The organism is Pannonibacter sp., assembly GCF_051860505.1.
GTDB lineage: Bacteria > Pseudomonadota > Alphaproteobacteria > Rhizobiales > Stappiaceae > Pannonibacter.
In genome coordinates this window covers 75966-99747 of the sequence record NZ_JBHYDX010000011.1, presented here as the reverse complement: position 1 = coordinate 99747, position 23782 = coordinate 75966, and the positions used below count along the sequence as shown (strand labels likewise).

Sequence of the window (23782 nt, the reverse complement as noted above, 5' to 3'; positions counted from 1 at the left end):
GAGTTAACCAACCTGCCGACATTGCCGGTGGACGAGTGCCGGGGGGCCGGTCAGTGCGGTTTTAACTGCCGCGCAATTGGGTAAAAGTCCGCTTAACAAAAGCGATGTCCTCAACCTGGAATCACCATGGCCAACGAACAGACCAGCGGTTCACCGACGAATGTCGTGCCCCACGCAAAGGTGCGCAACCTGCGCGATGCAATCCGCAAAGTCCGCCTTGGCGAGGCCGAACGGGCGGATGTGGTGATCGAGCTGCAGGAGACCGAACGCACGCGGCTGGAGATGCTCGCCGACGAGCTTACCGATGTGTTCAAGGAAGTGCCGGAGAACGACGATCAGTTCTCGTTCCAGATCGTTCCGGGCACGACACCGCGCCTGTGGATCGACATGACCAGCCATATCGCCGTGGCCGGGGACCGGCGCACCTACCGCTTCCTCAAAGACACAAGACTGGGCCGCGTCGTCATCCTGGAAACCGCTGACCTCGATGACATGGCCGACTGCGTCACGGAATATATCGCCGAGCGCATCATCGAGCGCGAGCGAGCCCTTGAAGGCGACTGGCTCGACAAGCGCATGAAGGCGGCCATCAACGGTCAGCCTTCCGGTACGGCGCGCGGTGGCGTGATCTGGGGTCCGGTGCTTGTCTCCTTTCTCGGCGGCATCCTTGCCGGCATGATCGGCCTCATCGCCTATGCCTGGTTCGCCAACCCGATGGGCTGAGCCTGGCCAAGTCGGGCGGCTAGCCGGGGATCGTCAGGTCCAGCCGGTCAATCACGTCAATCCCGCCACCAATTTCAGCAAACCCGCGCTCTTCGAGATGGCAGGTCCATCCGGTGTCTTTGCGCGCAATATCGAACAGGTTGTAGCGGGCGCCGGGTTTGTGCCCGCCGGGGCTCTGGCTGGCGGATGGAACGCCGATCACCGGCACTGGCCCGTGCGGCCCCTCGATCACCGTCCGGCTGTCGATATGGGTGTGGCCATGCAGCACGAGTTCGGCGCCTGAGCGCTTGATGGCGGCGCGCACGCGGGAGGCATCTTCCAGCCGTTTGTACCAGCTTGTCGCGCCCTTGAAGGGCGGGTGGTGGATCAGCACCACCCGGAACACCTGCTCCTTCCCCAGGTTCTCCAGCATCTGCATCAGCCGCCGGGTCTGGCGCACGCCAACCCGACCGGAGGCAAAGCCGGGCGCGGTGGCCTTGGCGGTGGAGACGCCGATGATGGCGACCGGTCCGCGCCGCCGGACATAGGGGAAGTGCGCCGCGCCATGCTGTGTCATGGCGCTGTCGTCGCCGGTCATGTAGGCGTGCCAGGCCTGCATCGCGCTGCGGAGTGCGCCGGGCACATAGGCGTCGTGATTGCCGGGCACCACGGACAACCGATCCGGCGCCGCGACGGCGGTGAGCCAGTCACGGGCCGCGCTGATTTCGGCCGGCAGGGCGATGTTGACGAGGTCGCCGGTCAGGGCGATGTGGTCGGGTTCGGCTGCCTCCATGTCGTCGAGCAGCCGGGCGAGCGTATCGCCGCCCATGGCGCGCAACCGGTTGCGGCGCCAGTTGACGAAGCCGAGCACGCGCTTGGAGGCGAGCTGCCACAGGCTCGGGTCGGGCAGGGGCCCGAGATGCGGATCGGAGAAATGTGCCAGTCGAAACATGGGCCGCATGTTCGCTGCCATTAGCTGCCGGTCAAGCGAAAAGCCGGTTCCTGCGGTTATAAAAAAACGCCCGGGGGAGGCCGGACGTCTTTTTTATCGGTGCTTCGCAGCCTTAGTTGGCGCTGAAGGTCGACAGGGTGGCACGGATGCGCGGATTGCTCAGGTCAATCTCCGGCTTCCATGCGAAGCGGCGAGTGCGACGACGGCGCGTGAACAGAGCGGTAAACATTTTGAACTCTTTTGGTTTCCGGCGAGAGCCTTGCGCAGGGATTGTGCAAGTCGCTGCCCGCTTTTTGATCGGAATGCGCGATATATAACCTTTCTTCGCACGTGCACAATCCAACTTTCCCGAGGGGCAGGGCTGCGTTTTCCGCATGGCCGGTTTCCTGCGCGTTAGCTATTGCTGCGCCGCAAGGGATCAAGGCTTGTCTCTTGCGGCTGCATTGGCATATGTGAACCATGCATTTTCTCCTGTCGCTGCTTCCTGCCCGTTTCACACGCCGCCTGATTCATGGCGCGGCGCTCTTGCGGCATGCCCATACCCTGGGTGTTCGCGTGATCCTGCGCGATGCCTCCGGCTATGTGCTGCTGGTTCGCCACACCTATCTGCCGGGCTGGTATTTTCCCGGCGGCGGCGTCGATGTGGGCGAGACGCTGGCCGAGGCGGCAGTGCGAGAGACTTTCGAGGAAACGGGGATCATTGCCCGCAGCGAACCGGTTCTGCTCGGCCTCTATCACAACCGGGAAACCACCCGCCGCGATCACGTTGCCCTTTTTGAGATTACCGAGTGGGATCCGCCAAGCCGCAGTCCGGTGCCCAACAGTGAGATTGCGGAAGCCCGTTTCTTCTCGCCTGTGGCCCTGCCGGCGGACATCACCAGCGCAACCTTGCGCCGGCTTGATGAACGTGCCGGCCGGATGGCGCCCAGTGCGATCTGGTGAGTGCTGAATTTTTTCATGGACCTGATCGGCTGACGCGTGATAGTGCGATTCTTGTTGGCTGCAAGGCGCAGCCGTTTTCGGGACTTGCGATGATCGCGTGCCATGACCTGCGACGACGACGCTGCCGACGAGACCGGATCTCGTCCGCCTTCGCGCGTCTCCTGTCTGGCTGCTGAGCGGACCCGTCCGCTGCGGCGGAACCGGGCAACGGACGTGACTGATGTCCTTATCTGCCCCGGATCCCATGATCATGAAAGCCGACACCTGGTTCATTCGCCTTGAGCACCCGTGCGACGAGGCTGCTGTTGACGCCCTGCAAGCCGCAGCCTTTGGCCCTGGCCGTTTCGTCCGCACAGCGTTTCGCATCCGCGAGGGTATCCCGCATGACGAGCGCCTCAGCTACGTCGGCCTTGCCGGGGATCAGGTCGCCGGCTCCGTTCGGCTGACGCGCATCCGCATCGGCGACACGCCGGCAATGCTGCTCGGGCCGCTGACCGTCGCGCCGGAATACAAGAACCGGGGTCTCGGCAAGTTGCTGATGCGCACGGCACTGGACGAGGCGAAGCGGCTCGGCGAAACGGCCGTGCTGCTGGTGGGCGATCCGCCTTATTATGGCCCCTTCGGCTTCGATCCGGTGCCCTTCGGCCGCATTGTCATGCCTGGGCCGGTCGATCCGAACCGCTTGCTGGTCGCCATGCTGGACGGCTCTCCGATGCCGTCCGGTCTCGTTCGCGGCGGGGCGGGTTAGGGGCTGATCAGGGCAAGCAGGTCGGTCCGGCTGACGGTGTAGTCACTGTCAGCCCAGGCCGTCCTGAGGCGCGCCAGCTCTGCCCCGAGCGCCGGGCCTTTTTCCAGGCCAAGTTCGATCAGGTCGCGTCCCGTCACCGGAAACACCGGTACGGTCCAGTCCGTCAGCAAGGCCCGAGCGGCAGCTAGCTGTCTTCCATCCTCGCCTCTTGCCCTCAACATCGCGGTCGCCAGTGCCAGACCATCGGCCGCCGTCGTCCCGCCCTCGTCGACAAGCAGCGCCTTGACGGTGCGCTGTGCATCTGACGTCGCCACGATGCGATCGGCTGCCAGTCTTGCGCGAACCATCCGGTCGCGTTCGGCATTGGACAATCGCAGGCGCTCGGCCAAGCGCTCAAGGTCATCGGTCCCGAAACCGAACAGCGCGGCGAGGCAGACGGGCGCTGCGGCGGCTTCCGGCAGATCCGGCTGCAAGTGCTTCAGCGCCTCGAAATCAGCAAGCCGCGCAACCCCGCCGGTGACGATTTCCAGTATCCCGCTGTCCTCCATCAGATGCACGACGGGTGCTGCCTTCGGGGCGACGACAAGCCGTTTCAACTCGCTGCCCACCCGTTCGGCTGACAGCTGGCGCAGACCATCGCGCAGGGCAATCGAGGCGCTGAGGCCCTCGCCGTCCAGATCTCCGCGGCCGTAGGTCGCCTGCATGCGGAAAAAACGCAGGATGCGCAGATAGTCTTCCCGGATGCGCTGGCTGGCATCGCCGATGAAGCGGACTTTTCGGGCAAGGCAATCGGCAAGCCCGCCCAAGGGGTCATGCAAGGTGCCATCGGCAGAGCAATAAAGCGCATTCAGGGTGAAATCACGCCGGGCCGCGTCATGCGTCCAGTCGCGTCCGAACCGCACCACCGCATGACGGCCGAAGGTCTCTACATCTTCGCGCAAGGTGGTGATCTCGAAGGCCTCACCCGAACTCACCACCGTCACCGTGCCGTGGTCGATGCCTGTCGGGATCGCCTTCAGCCCGGCCTTCTCGGCCCGTTGCATCACCTGGTGCGGCAGGGCCGTGGTGCACAGGTCGACATCACTGACCGGTTCATCGAGGAGGCTGTTGCGCACCGCGCCGCCGACAGCGCGCAGTTCATCGCCGTCACGCCCGATGGCGCCAAAAACGCGCTGCAGGGCAGGGGCCTTCAGCCAGGCAGCTGATGCCAGCGCGGGCAGTGCGTTATTCATAGCGTCCGGGCACGAGCGCGCCGTCGCGGAACTCTGCCGGCCTGTACTCCTTGTCCTGCGGCATCCGGTCGAAGCTCGCCATCAGGATAAAGCTGCCGATGCTGATCAGGAGGCCACTGAAAATGAGCCAGAACACCGGGCCGTTGCGCCAGTTGTCGGCGCTTTGCCCCTTTCGGGTGAACCACAGCCACATGGCATAGCCAATGAACGGCAGCAGGAAGAACAGGAGCTGTGTGAGAAATACGCGCAGCATCAGCCATACACCGTTTCGTAAAGGGAGCGGACAATGCCCGCGGTCACGCCCCAGATGTATCTGGTTTCATAGGGCATGGCGTAGAAATAGCGCGCCTTGCCCTGCCAGTCCCGGCTTTGGCGCTGATGATTTGCCGGATCCATGAGGAAGGCCAGCGGAACCTCGAAGACATCGGCCACTTCACCGGGGTTTGGCGTTAGCACTGGATCGCCGCTGACGAAGCCGATGATCGGTGTCACCCGGTAGCCGGAGCCGGTAAGATAGGGGGCGAGCCGGGCGAAGGGTTCGACATGGTGGCGATGGAGGCCGATTTCCTCTTCCGCCTCCCGAAGGGCCGCCATTTCCGGCGTCCCGTCCTCGGGGTCGATCTTTCCGCCGGGAAATGCCACCTGTCCGGCGTGGGAGGACAGATGCGCGGTGCGTTCGGTGAACAGGACGCTCACCTTGCCGCTGCTTCGCTCAAGGATCGGGATCAGCACCGCTGCCTCGCGCGGTGCCCCGGTCCATTTCGCATACGGCCCCATGTCCGGGTTGAGAATGTGGTCGCCCGTGACACGGTCGGCGGGAACCGGCAGGCGCGACAGCGCCATGCTGCGGAACTCCGCCAGGCTATAGGGCGCCAGATCCACCACGCTCACGCTGCCGTCTCCCCGTTCGTGTCTGTTTCCATTTTGTCCAAGGCTTCGGTCGGCAAGGCAAAGAAAGCCCCGCCGCTCCACACCCCGGTTTCCCCGTCCCGGTCCACGAACAGGTCCGCAAGCTCGTAGAGCAGCGGCCGCGCCAGCAGCGCCTCCAGCCGTCCGCGAACATGGACATAGGGCTTCAGGCCGCCAGTGTCAGCCTCGACAGCAAACCGCAACGGATGTTCGGGGCCGGCGGTGATCACATCTCCGACACTGGTGCGCAGGGTGAGTCGCTGCGCCGGGCCGGTGTCCTCCGCATGCAACTCCACGGCCAGGAACGGAGCGTCGTCGACGCGAATCCTTACCTTTTCCACAGGGGTCACAAGATAGTGAGCCCCGTCCGCGTCGCGGCGCAGGACAGACGCAAACAGCCGCACCAGCGCCTCCCGGCCGATGGGGGAGCCCATGTAATGCCAACTGCCATCGACCGCGATGCGCATGTCCAGATCGCCGCAAAACGGGGGATTCCACTGTTCAACCGGCGGCTTGCGGCCATTGCCGGCCCCGGCGCGGGCCAGCAGCGCGGTCAGTCCTGCATCCAGTTGCGTCATCGTTTCTTCCTGTTCGCCCTGCTGCGTCCCAAGGGGCAGCGGCTGCATCGCCATTCTTCCGCCATGTCCGGGCGGTGTGATCCATGCTCACGGCCTGGTCCGTAGGCCGCTCACAGAAGCTCTTGCCAGAATTAGCGGCTTACCGGGGTTAAGATATGCTGTCAGAGTATTCGAACCAATGGCCTGTTCGGCCAAGCCGTCCGGTGGTGATGCAGGCAAAGCGAAGAGGTCCGCGATGAGCGCAATCAGCCCCTCCCCAGAAACGGATCCCGCCGCGATCATGGCCGAGGCCGAAAAGGCCGTCGCCCGCATCGGGGAGGCGAAAGCAGACATCGCCCGGGTGATCTTTGGCCAGGAAAGCGTCGTCGAGCGCGCGCTGGTGACCATCCTCGCCGGTGGCCACGGGCTTCTTGTCGGGGTTCCAGGCCTTGCAAAGACCAAGCTTGTCGACACGCTCGGCACGGTGCTGGGTCTCAATGCCCGCCGCATCCAGTTCACCCCTGACCTGATGCCCTCCGACATTCTCGGCGCCGAAGTCATGGAGCAGGCCGCCGATGGCGCGCGTGCCTTCCGCTTCATCGCAGGCCCTGTGTTCTGTCAGTTGCTGATGGCCGACGAGATCAACCGTGCCAGCCCGCGCACCCAGTCGGCGCTCCTGCAGGCGATGCAGGAATATCATGTCACCATCGCCGGCCAACCGCATGACCTGCCCCGGCCGTTCCACGTTCTGGCCACCCAGAATCCGCTGGAGCAGGAGGGCACCTATCCGCTGCCCGAAGCCCAACTCGACCGCTTCCTGATGCAGATCGACGTGCATTATCCGACCCTCGAGGCCGAGCGGCGGATCCTGCTGGAAACCACCAGCGCCGGTGAGGCCAAGGCAAAAGGTGTCCTGAACGGTGAGGAACTGGCCGCGATCCAGACCCTTGTCCGCCGCATGCCGGTGGGCGAGAGCGTCGTCGAGGCAATCCTGAGCCTTGTGCGGGCCGCCCGCCCGGCGGAAGGGGGCGAGGGCGACGAGCTGCAGCGCCTGATCGCCTGGGGCCCCGGCCCGCGTGCCAGCCAGGCCCTGATGCTGACCGTCCGCGCCCGTGCCCTGCTGGAAGGCCGTCTGGCCCCGTCCATCGACGACGTGCTGGCGCTGGCCGAACCGGTGCTGCAGCACCGCATGGCCCTGACCTTCGCCGCCCGTGCCGATGGGCACAGCGTGCGCGAGGTCATTGGCCGGCTGAAGGCGAAAATCGGCTGAGGTGGGAGAAGCTGAATGGCGCGCGGCGCGGAGACAGCAGCAGACACATCCCTGGCCGGCCCCGTCACCATGGGCGAGGCCCGCAGCCTTGCCGAAGCCCTGCCGGATCTGCTGGTCGATGCCCGCCACATCGGCAACACGGTCTCCGCTGGTTGGCATGGCCGCCGGCGCTCTGGGCCCGGCGAGACCTTCTGGCAGTTCCGTCCGTTCAACATGGGCGAGCCGGCCCGGCGCATCGACTGGCGTCGCTCGGCCCGCGATGACCATCTTTATGTCCGCGAACGGGAATGGGAGGCCGCACATACGCTGTGGCTGTGGGCGGATCTGTCGTCCTCCATGTCCTTCCGGTCCAATCTGTCACATGTCTCCAAGCGCGACCGCGCGATCGTCCTGTTGCTGGCCCTTGCCGACATGCTGGCCGGCAGCGGCGAGCGCATCGGCCTGCCAGGCGTGACCCGGCCCCTGTCCGACCGCAATGCCGCCGAGCGTCTCGCCGATGCGCTGGTGCATCTGGCCAAGCCTGCCGCACTGCCGGACAGCACCGGCATTCGGCGCTTTTCCGACGTGGTGCTGATCGCCGATTTTCTGGATCCCCTCGCCGACATCGCCAACTGGGTCAACCGGGTGGCCGGGACCGGGGCACGCGGCGCGCTGGTCCAGGTGCTGGATCCGATCGAGGAGACCTTCCCCTTCGATGGCCGGGTCGAGTTCCGCGACCCGGAATCCGGCCTCAAGCTGACGACGGGACGCGCCGAAAGCTGGCGCGCGGCCTATCAGGCGCGCCTGGCCGAGCGCAAGGATGCCTTGCGCCAGCTCGCCACCCGCGCCGGCTGGAGCTATATCCTGCACCACACCGACCGGTCTGCGACCGAGCCGCTGCTGGCGCTGCATGAGCGCCTCAGCGGCCATTCGGACGGGCTCACAGGCAAGGGAGGGCGTCTGTGATGTTCGGTCTGCCGCTCGCCTTCGCCGCGCCCGCTGTTCTTGGTGCGCTTGTCCTGCTTCCGGTGATCTGGTGGCTGCTGCGCTTCACCCCGCCGCGTCCGCGAGAGGTGACCTTTCCACCAACCCGGCTCCTGGTCGACATCGAGAAGCGCGAGGAAACGCCGCAGAAAAGCCCGTGGTGGCTGACCCTGCTGCGCCTGCTCATCGCTGCTCTGCTGATCCTGGCCCTGGCCGGCCCGCAGTGGCGCCCTGCCGACCGCATCGCGCTCGGCGAGGGCCCGGTGCTCATTCTTCTCGACAACGGCTGGACTTCCGCCGCGGATTGGGACCGTCAGTTGACGGCCGCCCGGGGCGTCCTGGAACTCGCCGAGACCGCTGAGGTGCCGGTGATCCTCGCGGCCACGGCCGATGGTCCGGCCCAGCCCTTGACCCCGACATCCGCCGCCCTTGCCGCTGAACGATTGCGCGCCATGGCGCCGCAGCCCTGGGACCGGCAGCGCGCTGAACTGGTCACCGCCCTGCGCAAGGCCATCGCCGAGACACCACCCGGCCACATCGTCTGGATCTCCGACGGGTTGGAGGATCCGTTTGCCGGGGCCTTCCAGCGGGATCTGGCCGTTCTGGCCGGTGCCACGCCGCTGACGCTCTACACCGGTGCCCGGACGCCGCAGGGCATCGCCGCTCTGTCCAGCACGGCCGATGCCCTGACCGCCACCTTGATCCGCACGCCCGGGGAAGCGGCTGCCGACGTCAAGCTGAGGGCGCTGGACCCAAAGGGCCTGGTCCTCGGTGAGGCCATCGCCCGGTTCGAGACCGATGCGGCCGAGGCCTCTGCGAGTTTCACCTTGCCCAGCGAACTGCGCAATGACATCGCCCGTCTCGAAATCGACGGGGAGCGTGCCGCCGGAGCTGTCAAGCTGATTGATGACAGCTGGCGCCGGCGCACGGTCGGGTTGATTTCCGGCGCTGGGGCCGATCAGGCCCAACCGCTGCTGTCGCCGCTGTATTATCTGCAGCGGGCACTTGCGCCTTTCGCGGATCTGCGCCTGCCGCGCTCCACCGATCTCGGCGCAGCCATCCCGGAGTTGCTGGAGCAGGGCGTCTCCGTCGTCATGCTGGCCGATGTCGGCCGCCTGCCGGATCCGGCCGTCGAAGCGCTCGATCGCTGGGTGCGTGGCGGCGGGTTGCTGGTCCGCTTTGCCGGTCCGCGCACAGCGGGCAGCACGGATGATCTTCTGCCGGTTGCCCTGCGCGCCGGTGGCCGCACCCTCGGCGGCAGCCTGTCTTGGGAACAGCCGCAGAAGCTGGCGCCGTTCCCCGCCGCCTCGCCCTTTGCCGGGCTCGCCGTTCCTGACGAGGTGCTGGTGTCGCGTCAGGTGCTTGCCGAGCCGACGGCGGATCTGCCCGAGCGCAGCTGGGCCATGCTGACGGATGGCACGCCACTGGTCACCGCCGGCCGGCGCGGGGAGGGGGCCATCGTCCTGTTCCATGTCACAGCGGACAGTGCCTGGTCCAACCTGCCGCTCTCCGGCACCTATGTCGACATGCTGCGCCGGATCGTTGCCTCAGCCAGCGCCGTGGCCGCCGCACCCGATTCAGGCGAGGGCCTGCCGGCGGGTGCAGCAGCAGAAACCGAGGTGCGCTCCGTTCTGCCGCCGCTGCGGCTGCTCGATGGGTTCGGCGCCTTCGTTCCGCCTCGGGCCGATGTTACTTCCATCCCGGCGTCGGGATTTGCAGCAGTCCGCGCCAGCCGCGACACGCCGCCCGGCCTCTATGGCACCGAGGATGGCTACCGTGCGCTCAACCTTCTTTCTGGCGGGGAACGCCTCATGCCGCTCGACACCGCTCCTTTCGGCAACGGTCTTGACGTCCGCCCCTATCTCGATGCCGAGCCGGTGGATCTGCGTGCCGGGCTGTTCTCCTCTGCCTTCCTGCTGCTGGCGCTGGATGCGCTGATCGTGCTCTTGATGGCCGGGATGCTCAGCCGCCTGCGTCTTGCCCGTTTGGCTGCCGTCTTGGTTGGCTTCCTCGCCATCGGCGTCGCCCTTTCGCTCCTAGTCAGTGCAGCCGGGCCGGCGCAGGCCCAGGCAACCTCCTCCGAGGACCTTAAGGCGCTTGAGGCGACTGTCGAGACGCGGCTTGCCTATGTCATCACTGGCAATCCGGAGATCGACGAGGCCAGTCGCGCGGGTCTTGACGGCCTTTCCCAGTATCTGGCCGCTCGCACGGCATTGGAGCCGGGCGCGCCCATTGGTCTCGACATTTCCAGCGATGAACTGGCCTTTTTCGCGCTGCTCTACTGGCCCATCGATCCGGCCAGCCCAAAGCCGGATGCCCGCACCATGGGCCGCATCGATGGGTTCATGCGTGGTGGCGGGACTATCCTCTTCGACACCCGGGATCATATCACCACCTCGGCCACTGGCCTCTCCGGCACGCCGGCGACACTGAAGCTGCGCGAGATCCTGGAAGGCCTCGATGTCCCCGCGCTGGAGCCAGTGCCTGAGGATCACGTGCTGACCAAGGCGTTTTTCCTGCTCGACAGTTTCCCCGGCCGCTTTGCCACCAGTCCGCTCTGGGTCGAGGCGACGGAGGCCAGTCCGCAGGACAGCGAGCGGCCCGTACGCTCCGGTGACGGGGTGACGCCGATCCTCATCACCGGCAATGATCTTGCGGCGGCATGGGCGGTGGATGCCGGCGGCCACCCGCTCTATCCAACTGTTCCCGATGATCCGGGCCAGCGCGAATATGCCTATCGTGCCGGGGTCAACATCGTCATGTACAGCCTGACCGGCAACTACAAGGCCGATCAGGTGCATGTGCCGGCACTGCTCGAACGGCTTGGCCAGTGAGGGAGACACGGCAATGATCTGGTCTGTCTCCTTTGACCCCTTCGTGCCCGTCTGGAGCCTTCTGGCCGGGGCGGGACTGGTTGTCCTGTTTCTCGGAATAGCGCTTTTCCTAAGCCTGCGCGGCGGGCTCCTGCGCACATTTGCCCTGGCTCTCGTCCTCTTGGCGCTCGCCAATCCGGCGCTGGAGCGTGAAGACCGGGACCCGCTGTCCAGCGTTGTTGCGGTCGTTGTCGACAGGAGCCAGAGCCAGACGCTGGATGGCCGTGATGCCGCCACCTCTGCCGCGCTCGCCGAGCTTGAGACCCGCATTGCCGCATTGCCGGGGTTCGAGCTGCGCCGCATCGAGGCCAATCCGTCGCTCAGTGATGATGGAACTGCGCTGTTCGGCGCGCTGGCCGATGGCCTTGCCGATGTGCCGCCGGAGCGGGTCGGCGGCGCGATCCTTCTGACAGACGGTCAGGTCCACGACATCCCTGCCTCCAGCACGGCTCTGGGTTTCAACGCGCCGCTGCATGCCCTCGTGACCGGGCGGCCGGACGAAAGCGACCGGCGCCTGTCGCTGGTGCGCGCGCCGCGTTTCGGACTGGTCGGCTCAGAGCAACTGGTCACCTTGAACCTGGAGGATGGCGGCAACCTGCCCGGTGCGGATGGCAGCCCGGCCACGATCCGGGTGCGCCGGGATGGCCAACTGGTCAACGAGTTTCGGCTTCGCCCGGGATCCCGGCTCGAAGTCCCTGTCGAGATCGGCCATGGCGGCCAGAACATCTTCGAATTTGAGGCTGAAACACTGCCCGGCGAGCTGACTCCGCTCAACAACCGGGTCGTCGTCACCATTGACGGCATCCGCGAGAACCTGCGGGTTCTCCTGGTGTCCGGCTCGCCGCATGCCGGCGAGCGCACCTGGCGCAACCTGCTGAAGTCGGATGCCTCGGTCGATCTGGTACATTTCACCATCCTGCGCCCGCCGGAAAAGCAGGACGGCACGCCGGTCAACCAGCTGTCGCTGATCGCCTTCCCGACGCGTGAGCTGTTCTCGGAAAAGATCGACGAGTTTGATCTCATCATCTTCGACCGCTATGTGAACCGCGGCGTGCTGCCGATGCTGTATTTCGACAACATCGCCCGTTATGTGCGCGGCGGCGGGGCGCTGCTGATTGCCGGCGGTCCGGACTACGCCGAAGGCTCGACGATCTACCAGACGCCGATGGCGCCGGTGCTGCCGGCCCGGCCGACCGGCAATGTCATCGAGACGCCCTACCATGCCCGGGTCTCCGACATCGGCAACCGGCATCCGGTGACGCGCGGTCTGCCCGGCGCCCGGTCCGAACCGCCCCAGTGGAGCCGCTGGTTCCGCGCGGTCGAAGCCGAGATCGATGCTGGTCAGTCGCTGATGTCCGGGCCAAATGACACGCCGCTTCTGGTGCTCAACCGCGAAGAAGCCGGCCGCGTTGCCGTGCTCCTCTCTGATCATGTCTGGCTCTGGGCACGTGGCTATGAGGGCGGCGGCCCGCATGTCCCCTTGCTGCGCCGCCTTGGTCACTGGCTGATGCAGGAGCCGGAACTGGAGGAGGAAGCCCTGCGTGTCAGCCTGCGCGGCTCTGAACTCATTGTCGAACGCCAGACCCTTGGCGACATGGCGGCGGATGTGACGCTCACCCTGCCCACTGGCGGCACGCGGGTGTTGAGCCTTACGGAAGCTGAACCCGGCCTGTGGCGCGCCAGCCAGGCTGCGACCGAACTTGGCCTCTATTCCCTGACGGATGGCGAGCGCACCGCTCTCATCCATGTCGGGCCGCAGAATCCGCGTGAATTCTCCAACGTGCTCTCCACCACGGAACAACTTGCGCCCTTGTCCGCCCAGACAGGAGGTGCGGCGCTGCGCATTGCCGATATCGGCGGCGGGCAGTCGATCCCGCGCATCGTGCCGCTGAAACGGGCCGATGACTATGCCGGGTCGGGCTGGATCGGGCTGAAGACGACCGACGCCAGCGTGCTGAAGGGCATCGACCGGATTCCGCTTCTCTCCGGCCTCCTCGGCCTTGCCCTTCTTCTCGGCGCCCTGTCCGTCACCTGGTTCCGCGAGGGGCGATAGCCCCCCGCTTCATTGATGGATTACCTCGGCCCCTCGTGCGTCATCCGGCCAAGCGAAGCGCCGAGCCGGGACCGGAGAGCCGAGGCCTCGATTTTTCAACGGGTTAACTCTGCAAAACCTGGGGCTCTCCGGTCCCGGGTCTTCGCTTTGCTCCGCCCGGGATGACCTTGAAGCGAATGTCGGCAACCATCTGACATGCAACACGGTCTCAGGGCCATTTCACCACAGGCGGCATCGAGGACAGGATCGAGGCGACATTGCCGCCGGTCTTCAGACCGAAGATCGTGCCCCGGTCGTAGAGCAGATTGTATTCCACATAGCGTCCGCGCCGGATCAACTGTTCCTCGCGCTCGGCCTCGCTCCACCGCTTCTCGAAGTTCGTCTCGACCAGCCTCGGGTAGATGTCGAGAAACGCCAGACCGACATCGCGCGTCAGGGCAAAGTCTGCATCCCAGTCGCCCGAATTGACGTAGTCGTAGAAAATGCCGCCGATGCCGCGCGGCTCATTGCGATGCTTCAGGAAGAAATAGTCATCGCACCAGGCCTTGAAGGCGGGATAGTCCGCATTCTTGTGCGGCGCACAGGCGTTTTCCATCGCCTTGTGAAAGGCGATGCTGTCCGGATCGGTCTGGGTGCGGCGCGCGTCCAGCACCGGGGTCAGGTCGGCGCCGCCGCCAAACCACTGCCGCGTCGTCACGACCATGCGCGTGTTCATGTGCACGGCCGGCACATGCGGGTTCTGCGGATGCGCGATCAGGCTGATGCCGGAGGCCCAGAAGCGCGGGTCTTCCGACGCTCCGGGGATCTGGCCCCGGAATTCCGGCGAGAACTCGCCGAAGACGGTGGACACATGCACGCCCACTTTCTCAAACACCCGGCCATGCATCATCGACATGACGCCGCCGCCGCCCTTGGCGCCGTTGGCATCGGTCCGCTCCCAGGGTGTGCGCTCGAAGCGTCCGGCTGGCCGGTCTGCCAGTGGTCCGTCCAGAGCGCCGATCTTGTCCTCCAGCGCCTCGAACGACGCGCAGATCCGGTCGCGCAAGTCGGCAAACCAGGCGGGCGCGGCGAGTTTCTTCGCCTCGATATCCGCCGGCACGGGGCCGCCACGCTCTTGTCCGGTCTGCGGGGTCTTGTCGCTCATGGGTTGTCGCATCCTTTGATGACCGGGCAGAGCCCGGCTTTCTCCTGCCGCCGTTCTAGCGGCCTGAGGCCTCTCTTGCAAAGCGCAGCAATGCCGCGCCTCGCCTTCAAACGCGGGCGAGCGGCGGAAAGTTCCCCGTCTGCCGCAACGCTTCGCCCAGAACCATGCCGGCGGACACGGCCACATTGAGCGACCGCATGCCCTCCGCCATCGGAATTACGATCCGCGCATCGGCCACTGCATGCACCGCGTCGGGGACCCCGGCCGATTCCCGCCCCATCATCACCAGATCCCCGGCCGCGAAGGCATGTCCGGTATAGGCCATGCTCCCTCGCGTGGTCATCAGCACCAGCCGCCGCCCCTCCGCGAGCCGCCACTCCTCAAAGGCGGCAAAAGTTACATGCCGGATCAGCGCCGCCCGTTCCAGATAGTCCATGCCCGCCCGCTTCAGCGCATGATCCGACAGCGGAAACCCAGCCGGCTCGATCAGATGCACTTTCACATTCAGGCAAGCCGCCATGCGCAGCATGGTGCCTGTGTTCTGGGGAATATCTGGCTGATAGAGAACGAGATCGGGCATGGACAGCGACAGGGCCTTTGTCATGAAAACCAGGGCACTATACGAACTCGCCTGCAAGCTGCCACCTCACGGACGTCATCCCGGCCCAGCTGAGGCTAAGCGAAGCGCCGAGCCGGGACCGGAGAGCCACTGTCTCGCATCGACCCACGCGTGGATTGATGAACCGGAGTGCGCTGTTCGCGCCAGTCTCATCTGGCTCTGACCAATCTTGAGACACTTAATCGCTGGCCGGCACGAGATGAGATGCTACATAGACCCTCGGGAGAGATAGGCACCTAGCACCGGACCCAAGGCCTTGCAGTTCATCTACCGCCTGTTCGAAGGCTGGATCGATCCGTTCCAGCCGGTTGCCTCCCGCGCCTTGCCCTCGTCGGCGCTGGCGTTCCTGCGGCTTTATGTCTGGGAATGCCGCTGGCCCTTCCTGCTCATGCTGGTGCTGGGCGGTCTGACGGCCGCGATCGAGGCCGGCATCTACAGCTTCATCGGCACCATCGTCGACATGCTGGATGCCAGTCCGCGCGAAAACCTGTTCTCCGACAATGCGATGATGCTGCTGTGGATGGCCTTCGTCGTGCTTGTGGCACGGGCTGCCACGGTTGCGTTGACGGCCCTTGTCGAGGAGCAGACCGTTGTTCCCGGCTTCTACACGCTGGTTCGCTGGCAGGCGCATGGCCGGATCATGGACCAGAGCCTAGGCTTCTTTCACGACGAATTCGCCGGGCGCATTTCCTCCAAGGTCTGGCAAACGGGGCAGGTCGCGGGTGAACTCATGGTCACCTTGCTGCAGGTGGTCTGGTACATCCTCGTCTATGCCGCTGCGACCATGCTGATGCTTGGCGAGCTCGACTGGCGCCTGGCGCTGCTGGTGGCGATCTGGCTGGTGGTGTTCGTTGTCATCGCCCGCGTGTACGTGCCACGCATTCGTGAGCAGTCGAAGTCATCCGCCCATGCCGCCTCAAGCCTGACCGGCCGGCTGGTCGACACGTATACCAACATCCAGACGGTCAAGCTGTTCGGCTCGCGTCCGAGCGAAGACATCGGGATGCGGCAGCAGTTCGGGTCCTATCTTGTGGTCCTGACCCGCTTCACCCGCAGCCTGACCGAAGTCCGCACCCTCATGTCCACCCTGTCCGGGGTGATGATGGTGGCCATTGCCGGCTACACCCTGCATCTGTGGCAGGGTGGCAGCCTGACGACCGGCGACGTCGCCCTGACCCTCGGCCTTGTTTTGCGGCTCAACCTGCTGCTCGGCCGCATGCTGGGCCAGCTCAACGGCCTGTTCCGCCTGTTCGGCACCCTGCAGGACAGTGTCGAGCTGGTTTCCCGGCCGGTTGCCATAACCGACGCCGTCAATGCCCGTCCGATTAAGGTGTCGCAGGGCGCAATCACCTTCGAAAACGTCACCTTCCATTACGGCAAGGGCGAGGGCGTGCTGGAAAACCTGCACTTCGCCGCGCGTCCCGGCGAGAAGATCGGCATTGTTGGCCCCTCTGGCGCCGGCAAATCGACACTGGCCTCGCTGCTGCTGCGGTTCCATGATGTCGAGGCGGGCAGGGTGCTCATCGATGGGCAGGACGTGCGTGAGGTGACACAGGCATCTCTGCGGGCCAGCATCGGCATGGTGGCGCAGGATACCTCGCTCCTGCATCGCTCGATCCGCGACAACATCCTCTATGGCCGTCCGGATGCGTCCGAGGCGGATCTCGTTGCCGCTGCCACCCAGGCGCATGCGCTTGGCTTCATCGAGGAACTGGTCGACATGAAGGGCCGGCGTGGTTTTGATGCCCAGGTCGGCGAGCGCGGCGTCAAGCTCTCCGGCGGCCAGCGCCAGCGCATCGCCATTGCCCGCGTCCTGTTGAAAAACGCACCGATCCTGATCCTCGACGAGGCAACCTCGGCGCTCGATTCCGAGGTCGAGGCGGTGATCCAGGAAAACCTCGCGCCGCTGATGGTCGGCAAGACCGTGCTCGCCATCGCCCATCGCCTGTCGACCATCGCCGCCATGGACCGGCTGCTGGTGATGGACGGCGGGCGCATTGTCGAGGAAGGCAACCATGACGCACTGCTGGCGAGCGGTGGGCTTTATGCCGACCTGTGGGCGCGCCAGTCGGGAGGTTTTCTGGCTGAGGTGTAAGCTGCGGTGATCTGTCCCAGGCCCTAAGCCGTAAGGCTTGAAAAAGGAACCGGACGCATGGCCCAGATACTCGTCGCCTATGGCACGACTGCCGCAATCTTTCTTGTCATCGATGCGATCTGGCTGTCCCAGATCGCGACCCGGTTCTACTTCGACCGTATTGGCCACCTGCTGATGGACAAGCCGAACCTCGGCGCGGCTGCGGTGTTTTACATCGTCTATGTGGTCGGCATCGTGATTTTCGCGGTCTTGCCCGCCCTGCGCAACGAGTCCTTCTGGCATGCGCTGGTCTATGGCGGCCTGTTCGGCTTCTTTGCCTATCTGACCTATGACATGACCAATTTTGCGACGATGCGCGACTGGCCCTTTATCGTGGTCGTTGTTGATGTCGTCTGGGGCACGGTGCTGTCCGGCGTGGCGGCGGCCGGTGGCTACTATCTGACGCAGAAGCTGATCTAGCAATCATTGCGCGTGCGTCCATAGAAAATTTACTCAAACTCTCCAGTATTGACCCGAGTGAAAGGCCAGCAGGTCAGCGTTTTCATATTGCGGGTTCAAACAATGTCTCATCCCACGAATGCCGGCCTGCGTCTGCCGATCATCGGGCGCTTTCTGATCCTGGTTGTCTCGGCAGCCGCGATCATGGTCGCGGGGACTGGTTACGCATTCTATGTCTTTCGCATGGCCCTGACCCGCTCTCTCGCCAACCCGACCGAGGCGCAAGGCTTCCTGGGGCCGGACGGTGCGGCCCGCGTCGACAGTCTGATCCTTGACCAGATGCTGCAGATTGTCCTGGTCTGCACGCCTGTCGGCATCGCGTTTCTTGGTCTTGCCATCATGCTTGCCATGGGAGTTGCAAGGCCCTTGAAGCGGCTGCAGGGCGGCCTGACCCGGCTTTCCCATGGTGATCTTGATGTCGACATTGATGGCGCGGACAGGTCCGACGAGATTGGCGACATCGCCCGCTCCGTGCTGGAGTTTCGTGGCAAGCTCGCGGCGCGCGCCCGCGAGGAATCCTCTCGGCAGGCGATGCAGCAGCAGCATATCGAAGAAGAGCGCAAGGCCCTGATGCGCGACATCGCCGATGATTTCGAGCGGTCCGTTCTGACCGCCGTGCAATCCCTTGACGAAACCGCAAAGGCAGTCGGCACCAATGCCGGCGAGTTGCGCGATGCCGTGAGCCGGTCGTCACACGCTGTCTCCGAAGTCAGTGTGGCAACGTCAGAATCCGGCCAGTCGGTTAGCAGCATGTCCGATGCGGCCGATCTGCTTGCCCAGTCCATCGCCGGGATCACCGAAGACGTGCAGCAAGCCTCGCTCATTGCCGGCAGTGCCGTGGAAGAGGCGCGCCAGACTGATGCCATCGTCGGCCGCCTGGCAGAAACCGGCCGGGCGATTGGCGAGGTGGTTGAACTGATCAGCCAGATCGCCAACCAGACCAATCTCCTTGCGCTCAATGCGACGATCGAGGCCGCGCGGGCCGGGGAGGCGGGGCGCGGTTTTGCCGTCGTGGCCAACGAGGTCAAGGCGCTGGCCGGGCAGACCACCCAGGCAACCGAGGAAATCACCGCGCAGGTGGCATCGGTCCAGAGCGTGGCCGATCAGGCCGTCGGCGCGATCCGCTCCATCGCCGGAACCATCGACCGGATCAGCGACATCTCGAACACCATCCGTGCGTCGATCCAGCAGCAAGCGGAGGCAACCGATGCGATTGGCCGTTCAGTCTCCGTCGCGACCTCCAGCACTGCCCGCGTCGACAGCAACGTCGACCAGCTTGCGGGCGCCATGCAGGCCAGTTCCCGGGCCACTGACGAGATGCAATTGGCATCCGGCCAGCTTGGCAGCCTCTCGGGCGAACTGCAGGCGCAGGTCCGTCAATTCCTGACCAGCATCCGCGCAGCCTGATCGCGCTGCAACCCCAGTTTGTTGCGCAACAGCCACAGGTCCCGTGAATCAAGCCTGCGGTCGCATTGTACAGCTTTTCCTTTACAGCCGATTCGACTATGTCTTTTCTTGCATCCGGTGGCGGATGCGCCTTGGCACTTTGATCCAAAATCGAACTCAGGAGGGTGTACATGACCATTGCGTCGCGCGTCTGCATGACCGTCGCCCTGCGTCTGGGCTCGATCGCCAAGTCTGCCTGCTCCCAGCAGGCCTGACCCAAAGCTCAAAACTCCAGCTGACCTGTCACCGGTCCAAGCCGCGTCGCCTCGACGACGGGCTGCAGCCGCCTTTCTCCGGTTCCTGTTTTCCGGTGGCATTCTGACATCTCCCCTGCCTGGAGCAGACCCATGTCCGTTCGTTACCCGATGGACCCGTTCGCGCTACCGAACGGTCCGGATGTAGACTTCCCTTTCGCCGGGGCCCGCCGCCTGGCAGCCGTGTCGCCGGTCCGCCGGTTGCGCCTTGCCGTTCTGGCCGTTGCGGGCTTTGCCGCTGGTGTCGCTGTCGTCGCGGCCGTGCTTTTCATGCCTGTGCTGTTGCATGACCTGATGTCATTGCAGGCTGTGCAGCGTCATGGTCAGGTCATGCTGATGGCAGAAAACACCGACCGCCTGCTGTCGCTTTTCCTTGGCACAGTGGTGCTGTCGGGGGCCCTGGTCAGCTTTGCGCTGGCTGTGGCCTTGTCGGCGCACCGGTCGAAGACGCTTGCCCCTGTCCGCCGTGCGCGGGCCAAAACCCGGGCTCAGCATGCCCGCTCGGAGTTGACTGATGTTCTCGCGATTTGAACGTATGGTCGATCCCTTCGTCGACACGGACCTGTCCGTGCCGCCGAAGGGCTTTGCGGCCTTCTGCTGGTACTACACCCGGCCGGTGATGCTGATCCTGCTGGCGGTAGCGCTGTTCGCCGCGCTCATCGCGGTGCTGCAGGTGACGATCTTCACCTATCTTGGCGATCTGGTGAACTGGTTGTCGACGGCGGACCGGGACACGTTCCTGGCCGACAATTGGCATCATCTTCTGTGGATGGGCCTTGTGATCCTGCTGTTTCTGCCGGTGATCGAGGTCCTGTTCGAGTTGCTGATGCACCAGAGCCTGCTCGGCCCCTATCCGATGTCGATCCGCTGGCGCGTGCACCGCTATCTGCTGCGCCAGAGCATGACCTTCTATCACAACGACTTCGCCGGCCGCATCGCCAACAAGATGATGCAGACGGCGCTGGCGGTGCGTGAAGTGGTGACCAAGATCGTCGACATCTTCGTTTATGTCGTCGTCTATTTCACCAGCGCCGTGATCGTCGTCGGTGATGCCAACCTCTACCTGGCATTGCCGTTGCTGGTGTGGCTCGCTGCCTATCTGGCGGTGCTGCGGATCTTCATCCCGCGCCTGAAGGATATTTCCCAGGAACAGGCCGATGCCCGTTCGGTGATGACCGGTCATGTGGTCGATGCCTATACCAACATCGCCACCGTCAAGCTGTTCTCGCATGCTGACCGGGAGGAAACCTATGCCCGCAAATCCATGACGGTGTTTCTCCACTCCGTTTTTGGCCAGATGCGGCTGGTGACCATCCTCAATTCGACGCTGACCTTGATCAACAACCTGTTGCTGTTCTCAACAGGCGCGATGGCGATCTACCTTTGGCAGATCGATGTGGTCACCACCGGCGATATCGCGATCGCGATTGCGCTCATCCTGCGTCTGCAGGGCATGTCGCAGTGGATCCTGTGGGAAGTCTCGGGCCTGTTCGAGAATGTCGGCACCGTCCAGGACGGCATTGGCACCATCTCGCGCGAACGGGACGTTGCCGATGTCCCGCAAGCTGGGTCGCTGTCTGTGCCGCGCGGCGAGATTTCCTTCCGCAATGTCAACTTCCACTATGGCAAGACCGGCGGCGTGATCGAGGGGCTTTCACTGGACATTCGTCCGGGCGAGAAGATCGGCCTGATTGGCCGCTCGGGGGCCGGCAAGTCGACCCTGGTCAATCTCCTGCTGCGTTTTTACGACGTGGAAAGTGGCCAGATCCTGATCGACGGGCAGGACATTTCGAAGGTACAGCAGGATGACCTGCGCGCCAACATCGGCGTGGTGACGCAGGACACCTCCCTGCTGCATCGCTCGATTTTCGAGAATGTCTCCTATGGCTCGCCGGATCCCTCGGAAGCGGACGTGCTGGAAGCGCTGCGCAAGGCCCACGCGCTCGACTTCGTCGGTCAGCTTGAGGACAAGGATGGCCGGCGCGGCCTGTCGGCCCAGGTCGGCGAGCGTGGGGTGAAGCTGTCCGGTGGCCAGCGCCAGCGCATCGCCATTGCCCGGGTGCTGCTCAAGAATGCCCCGATCCTGGTGCTGGACGAGGCGACGTCTGCCCTCGATTCCGAGGTCGAGGCCGCGATCCAGGACAGTCTGTTCGACCTGATGGAAGGCAAGACGGTCATCGCCATCGCCCACCGCCTGTCGACCATTGCCGCCATGGACCGCTTGATCGTCCTCGACAAGGGCCGAATCATTGAGATGGGCCGGCACGAGGATCTGCTGGCCGCAGGCGGGCTCTATGCCCAGCTCTGGACGCACCAGTCCGGCGGATTCCTGCCTTCGCATGCAGAAGCCTGAACATAAAGCGGGGGATGGCGCCTTGTGCGCCGTTCCCCCCTTCCAATCCCGGCGGTTTCGCGGCATCAAGAGGGCGAGGGCGAGACGGGAAGCGGTGCGACATTTGGGACTGCATCCACTGGCGATCTGGACAAGCCCTTAGAAGGGTGCAAAAAGACGAGCCACTTGGTGAGGTGCGGGTGAATGCCGCACCCGTCTGCTGTTGATGCCTGCGCCGGGCTGCCTAAGGTTCACTTGAGAGCCGCAGCAGCCTGCCTGTGGGCATTCGGTATACGTGGAACAAGTATCGAGAGGACGCGACCTTGGCACATACCCATTCGGCGGAACCGACCCGCCGTGACTTCCTCTATCTTGCGACGGGCGCAATGGGCGTTGTCGGCGCAGGCGCCGTCGCCTGGCCCTTCATCGACCAGATGAACCCCGATGCGTCTGCGCTGGCGTTGGCTTCCATCGAGGTGGACGTGTCCGCCGTCGAGGTCGGTCAGTCGATCACCGTGAAGTGGCGTGGCAAGCCGGTTTTCATCCGTCATCGGACGGAAAAGGAAATCGAGGAGGCCAAGGCCGTTCCGCTCAGCGCGCTGCCGGACAAGTTTGCCCGCAATTCGAACCTGCCGGAAACCGCGGAAGCGACAGACACCAACCGCGCCGCCGAGGGCAAGGAGCCCTGGCTGGTGATGGTCGGGATCTGCACCCATCTCGGCTGTGTGCCGATCGGCGATGCCGGTGATTTCGGTGGCTGGTTCTGCCCTTGCCACGGATCGCACTATGACACCGCCGGTCGCATCCGCGTTGGGCCTGCACCTGAAAACCTGCTGGTCCCGCCCTATGCGTTCGTTGACGACGCAAAGATCACGATCGGTTGAGCCGCAGCCCTGAGGAGACAGCCATGGCTGGACATTCCAATTACGTTCCGCAGAGCGCGGCGGCAAAGTGGCTTGAAAGCCGCCTGCCGGTCATTTCGCTCGTTCGCGGTTCCTTCGTCGATTTTCCGACCCCGAAGAACCTCAACTACTGGTGGACCTTCGGCGGTATCCTGTTCTTCATGCTCATCTCGCAGATCATCACCGGCATCGTGCTGGTGATGCACTACACGCCGAGCACCGCTGCCGCGTTTGACAGCGTCGAACACATCATGCGCGATGTGAACTTCGGCTGGCTGCTGCGCTACATGCACTCCAACGGCGCGTCGATGTTCTTCATCGCCGTCTACATCCATATCTTCCGCGGCCTCTACTACGGTTCCTATAAGGCGCCGCGCGAGATCTCGTGGATCCTGGGCGTGGTGATCTTCCTCATCATGATGGGCACCGCCTTCATGGGCTACGTTCTGCCCTGGGGCCAGATGTCCTTCTGGGGCGCCACCGTGATCACCAACCTCTTCTCCGCGATCCCGCTCGTCGGTGAAGCGGTGCGCACCTGGCTGTGGGGTGGCTTTGCCGTCGACAATCCGACGCTCAACCGCTTCTTCTCGCTGCACTACCTGCTGCCGTTCATGATCTTCGGTGTTGTTCTGCTGCATGTGTGGGCCTTCCACACCACCGGCAACAACAACCCGACGGGTGTTCAGCCGAAGTCCAACCAGGACACGCTGCCGTTCCATCCCTACTACACGATCAAGGACCTGTTCGCGATCGTAGTGTTCATGATTGTCTTCGCCTATTTCGTGTTCTACATGCCCAACTACATGGGGCACCCGGACAACTACATCGAGGCGAACCCGCTCGTGACGCCGGCGCATATCGTTCCGGAATGGTACTTCCTGCCGTTCTACGCGATTCTGCGTGCGGTTCCGGACAAGCTCGGCGGCGTTCTGGCCATGTTCGGTGCCATTGCGGTCCTGTTCATCCTGCCGTGGCTGGACACCTCCAAGGTTCGCTCGGGTGTCTACCGCCCGCTGTTCAAGCAGTTCTTCTGGATCTTCGCGATCAACGCACTTGCCCTCGGCTACCTCGGCGCCATGCCGGCGGAAGGCATCTACGTGATCCTGTCGCGGATCTGCACCGTCTACTATTTCGCCCACTTCCTCGTGATCCTGCCGCTGCTCGGTTTCCTTGAGAAACCGTTGCCGATCCCGGCGTCGATCTCGGACGCTGTGCTGGCGAATGGGGCCGGAAAGCCTGCGGCTGCTGTTGCAGCACCGCAATCCAAGTAAGTGACGGTTAAGGTTCAGGA

21 protein-coding genes are annotated in these 23782 nt (G+C 64.4%); 14 read left to right on the top strand and 7 right to left on the bottom strand.

Translation table 11 applies throughout. The features are described from left to right. The first annotated feature begins 126 nt into the window (after window positions 1-126). Window positions 127-723: a hypothetical protein gene (locus ACTIFE_RS09850; RefSeq protein WP_439528978.1), complete on the top strand. Its 597-nt coding sequence runs from the start codon at window positions 127-129 to the stop codon at window positions 721-723. A 19-nt stretch (window positions 724-742) separates the two neighbouring features. On the opposite strand, the gene ACTIFE_RS09845 is transcribed toward ACTIFE_RS09850, so the two are convergent. Continuing rightward, window positions 743-1654 carry a metallophosphoesterase family protein gene (locus ACTIFE_RS09845; protein ID WP_439528977.1) on the bottom strand — a complete coding sequence of 304 codons (912 nt, stop codon included), beginning with the start codon at window positions 1652-1654 and terminating at the stop codon, window positions 743-745. Window positions 1655-2113: 459 nt separating this feature from the next. On the opposite strand from ACTIFE_RS09845, the gene ACTIFE_RS09840 reads away from it, so the two are divergent. Together ACTIFE_RS09840 and ACTIFE_RS09835 are read left to right on the top strand one after the other, a co-directional pair. Continuing rightward, a complete protein-coding gene (locus tag ACTIFE_RS09840) occupies window positions 2114-2596 on the top strand; it encodes an NUDIX domain-containing protein (RefSeq protein WP_439528976.1) in 483 nt (160 codons plus the stop codon). A 250-nt stretch (window positions 2597-2846) separates the two neighbouring features. Beyond that, a complete protein-coding gene (locus ACTIFE_RS09835; RefSeq protein ID WP_439529013.1) occupies window positions 2847-3344 on the top strand; it encodes a GNAT family N-acetyltransferase in 498 nt (165 codons plus the stop codon). Here the strand turns inward: ACTIFE_RS09835 and ACTIFE_RS09830 are convergent. Genes ACTIFE_RS09830 through ACTIFE_RS09815 form a run of 4 tightly spaced genes read right to left on the bottom strand, consistent with a single transcriptional unit; the run spans window position 3341 to window position 6117 of the window. Beyond that, window positions 3341-4576, bottom strand: a complete 1236-nt coding sequence (locus tag ACTIFE_RS09830; protein ID WP_439528975.1) for a CCA tRNA nucleotidyltransferase — start codon at window positions 4574-4576, stop codon at window positions 3341-3343. The genes ACTIFE_RS09835 and ACTIFE_RS09830 overlap by 4 nt on opposite strands. Continuing rightward, window positions 4569-4829: a DUF6111 family protein gene (locus ACTIFE_RS09825; RefSeq protein WP_439528974.1), complete on the bottom strand. Its 261-nt coding sequence runs from the start codon at window positions 4827-4829 to the stop codon at window positions 4569-4571. The genes ACTIFE_RS09830 and ACTIFE_RS09825 overlap by 8 nt, the downstream gene beginning before the upstream one ends. After that, window positions 4829-5419: a CoA pyrophosphatase gene (locus ACTIFE_RS09820; protein WP_439529012.1), complete on the bottom strand. Its 591-nt coding sequence runs from the start codon at window positions 5417-5419 to the stop codon at window positions 4829-4831. The genes ACTIFE_RS09825 and ACTIFE_RS09820 overlap by 1 nt, the downstream gene beginning before the upstream one ends. A gap of 44 nt (window positions 5420-5463) precedes the next feature. Next, window positions 5464-6117: a DUF1285 domain-containing protein gene (locus ACTIFE_RS09815; protein ID WP_439528973.1), complete on the bottom strand. Its 654-nt coding sequence runs from the start codon at window positions 6115-6117 to the stop codon at window positions 5464-5466. A 181-nt stretch (window positions 6118-6298) separates the two neighbouring features. Between ACTIFE_RS09815 and ACTIFE_RS09810 the strand changes: the two genes are divergently transcribed. The 4 genes from ACTIFE_RS09810 to ACTIFE_RS09795 are packed head-to-tail and all read left to right on the top strand — an operon-like array spanning window position 6299 to window position 13201. Further along, a complete protein-coding gene (locus tag ACTIFE_RS09810) occupies window positions 6299-7312 on the top strand; it encodes an AAA family ATPase (protein ID WP_439528972.1) in 1014 nt (337 codons plus the stop codon). Between the two features lie 15 nt (window positions 7313-7327). Then, window positions 7328-8257 (top strand): DUF58 domain-containing protein, encoded by a 930-nt coding sequence (locus ACTIFE_RS09805; RefSeq protein ID WP_439528971.1) that lies wholly within the window; start codon window positions 7328-7330, stop codon window positions 8255-8257. Next, window positions 8257-11109 (top strand): DUF4159 domain-containing protein, encoded by a 2853-nt coding sequence (locus ACTIFE_RS09800; protein WP_439528970.1) that lies wholly within the window; start codon window positions 8257-8259, stop codon window positions 11107-11109. The genes ACTIFE_RS09805 and ACTIFE_RS09800 overlap by 1 nt, the downstream gene beginning before the upstream one ends. A gap of 13 nt (window positions 11110-11122) precedes the next feature. Continuing rightward, window positions 11123-13201 (top strand): hypothetical protein, encoded by a 2079-nt coding sequence (locus ACTIFE_RS09795; RefSeq protein WP_439528969.1) that lies wholly within the window; start codon window positions 11123-11125, stop codon window positions 13199-13201. A gap of 208 nt (window positions 13202-13409) precedes the next feature. On the opposite strand, the gene hemF is transcribed toward ACTIFE_RS09795, so the two are convergent. Both hemF and ACTIFE_RS09785 read right to left on the bottom strand, forming a co-directional pair. Beyond that, a complete protein-coding gene (gene hemF, locus ACTIFE_RS09790) occupies window positions 13410-14345 on the bottom strand; it encodes an oxygen-dependent coproporphyrinogen oxidase (protein ID WP_439528968.1) in 936 nt (311 codons plus the stop codon). A 106-nt stretch (window positions 14346-14451) separates the two neighbouring features. Then, complete coding sequence (locus ACTIFE_RS09785; RefSeq protein WP_439529011.1) at window positions 14452-14925, bottom strand: tRNA (cytidine(34)-2'-O)-methyltransferase; 474 nt, start codon at window positions 14923-14925, stop codon at window positions 14452-14454. Window positions 14926-15220: 295 nt separating this feature from the next. Between ACTIFE_RS09785 and ACTIFE_RS09780 the strand changes: the two genes are divergently transcribed. From ACTIFE_RS09780 to ACTIFE_RS09750, 7 genes are all read left to right on the top strand, one after another. Beyond that, a complete protein-coding gene (locus ACTIFE_RS09780) occupies window positions 15221-17059 on the top strand; it encodes an ABC transporter ATP-binding protein (RefSeq protein WP_439528967.1) in 1839 nt (612 codons plus the stop codon). 57 nt (window positions 17060-17116) lie between these two features. Further along, window positions 17117-17518 carry a DUF2177 family protein gene (locus ACTIFE_RS09775; protein WP_439528966.1) on the top strand — a complete coding sequence of 134 codons (402 nt, stop codon included), beginning with the start codon at window positions 17117-17119 and terminating at the stop codon, window positions 17516-17518. A 102-nt stretch (window positions 17519-17620) separates the two neighbouring features. After that, complete coding sequence (locus ACTIFE_RS09770; protein WP_439528965.1) at window positions 17621-18964, top strand: methyl-accepting chemotaxis protein; 1344 nt, start codon at window positions 17621-17623, stop codon at window positions 18962-18964. 386 nt (window positions 18965-19350) lie between these two features. After that, on the top strand, window positions 19351-19788 hold the full coding sequence (locus ACTIFE_RS09765) for a hypothetical protein (protein ID WP_439528964.1): 438 nt from the start codon (window positions 19351-19353) through the stop codon (window positions 19786-19788). Then, window positions 19772-21610, top strand: a complete 1839-nt coding sequence (locus ACTIFE_RS09760; protein ID WP_439528963.1) for an ABC transporter ATP-binding protein — start codon at window positions 19772-19774, stop codon at window positions 21608-21610. The genes ACTIFE_RS09765 and ACTIFE_RS09760 overlap by 17 nt, the downstream gene beginning before the upstream one ends. Window positions 21611-21912: 302 nt before the next feature. Continuing rightward, on the top strand, window positions 21913-22473 hold the full coding sequence (gene petA / locus ACTIFE_RS09755; RefSeq protein WP_439528962.1) for a ubiquinol-cytochrome c reductase iron-sulfur subunit: 561 nt from the start codon (window positions 21913-21915) through the stop codon (window positions 22471-22473). A gap of 23 nt (window positions 22474-22496) precedes the next feature. Beyond that, window positions 22497-23762, top strand: coding sequence for a cytochrome b (locus tag ACTIFE_RS09750; RefSeq protein ID WP_439528961.1), 1266 nt, complete (start codon window positions 22497-22499; stop codon window positions 23760-23762). Window positions 23763-23782 lie beyond the last annotated feature (20 nt).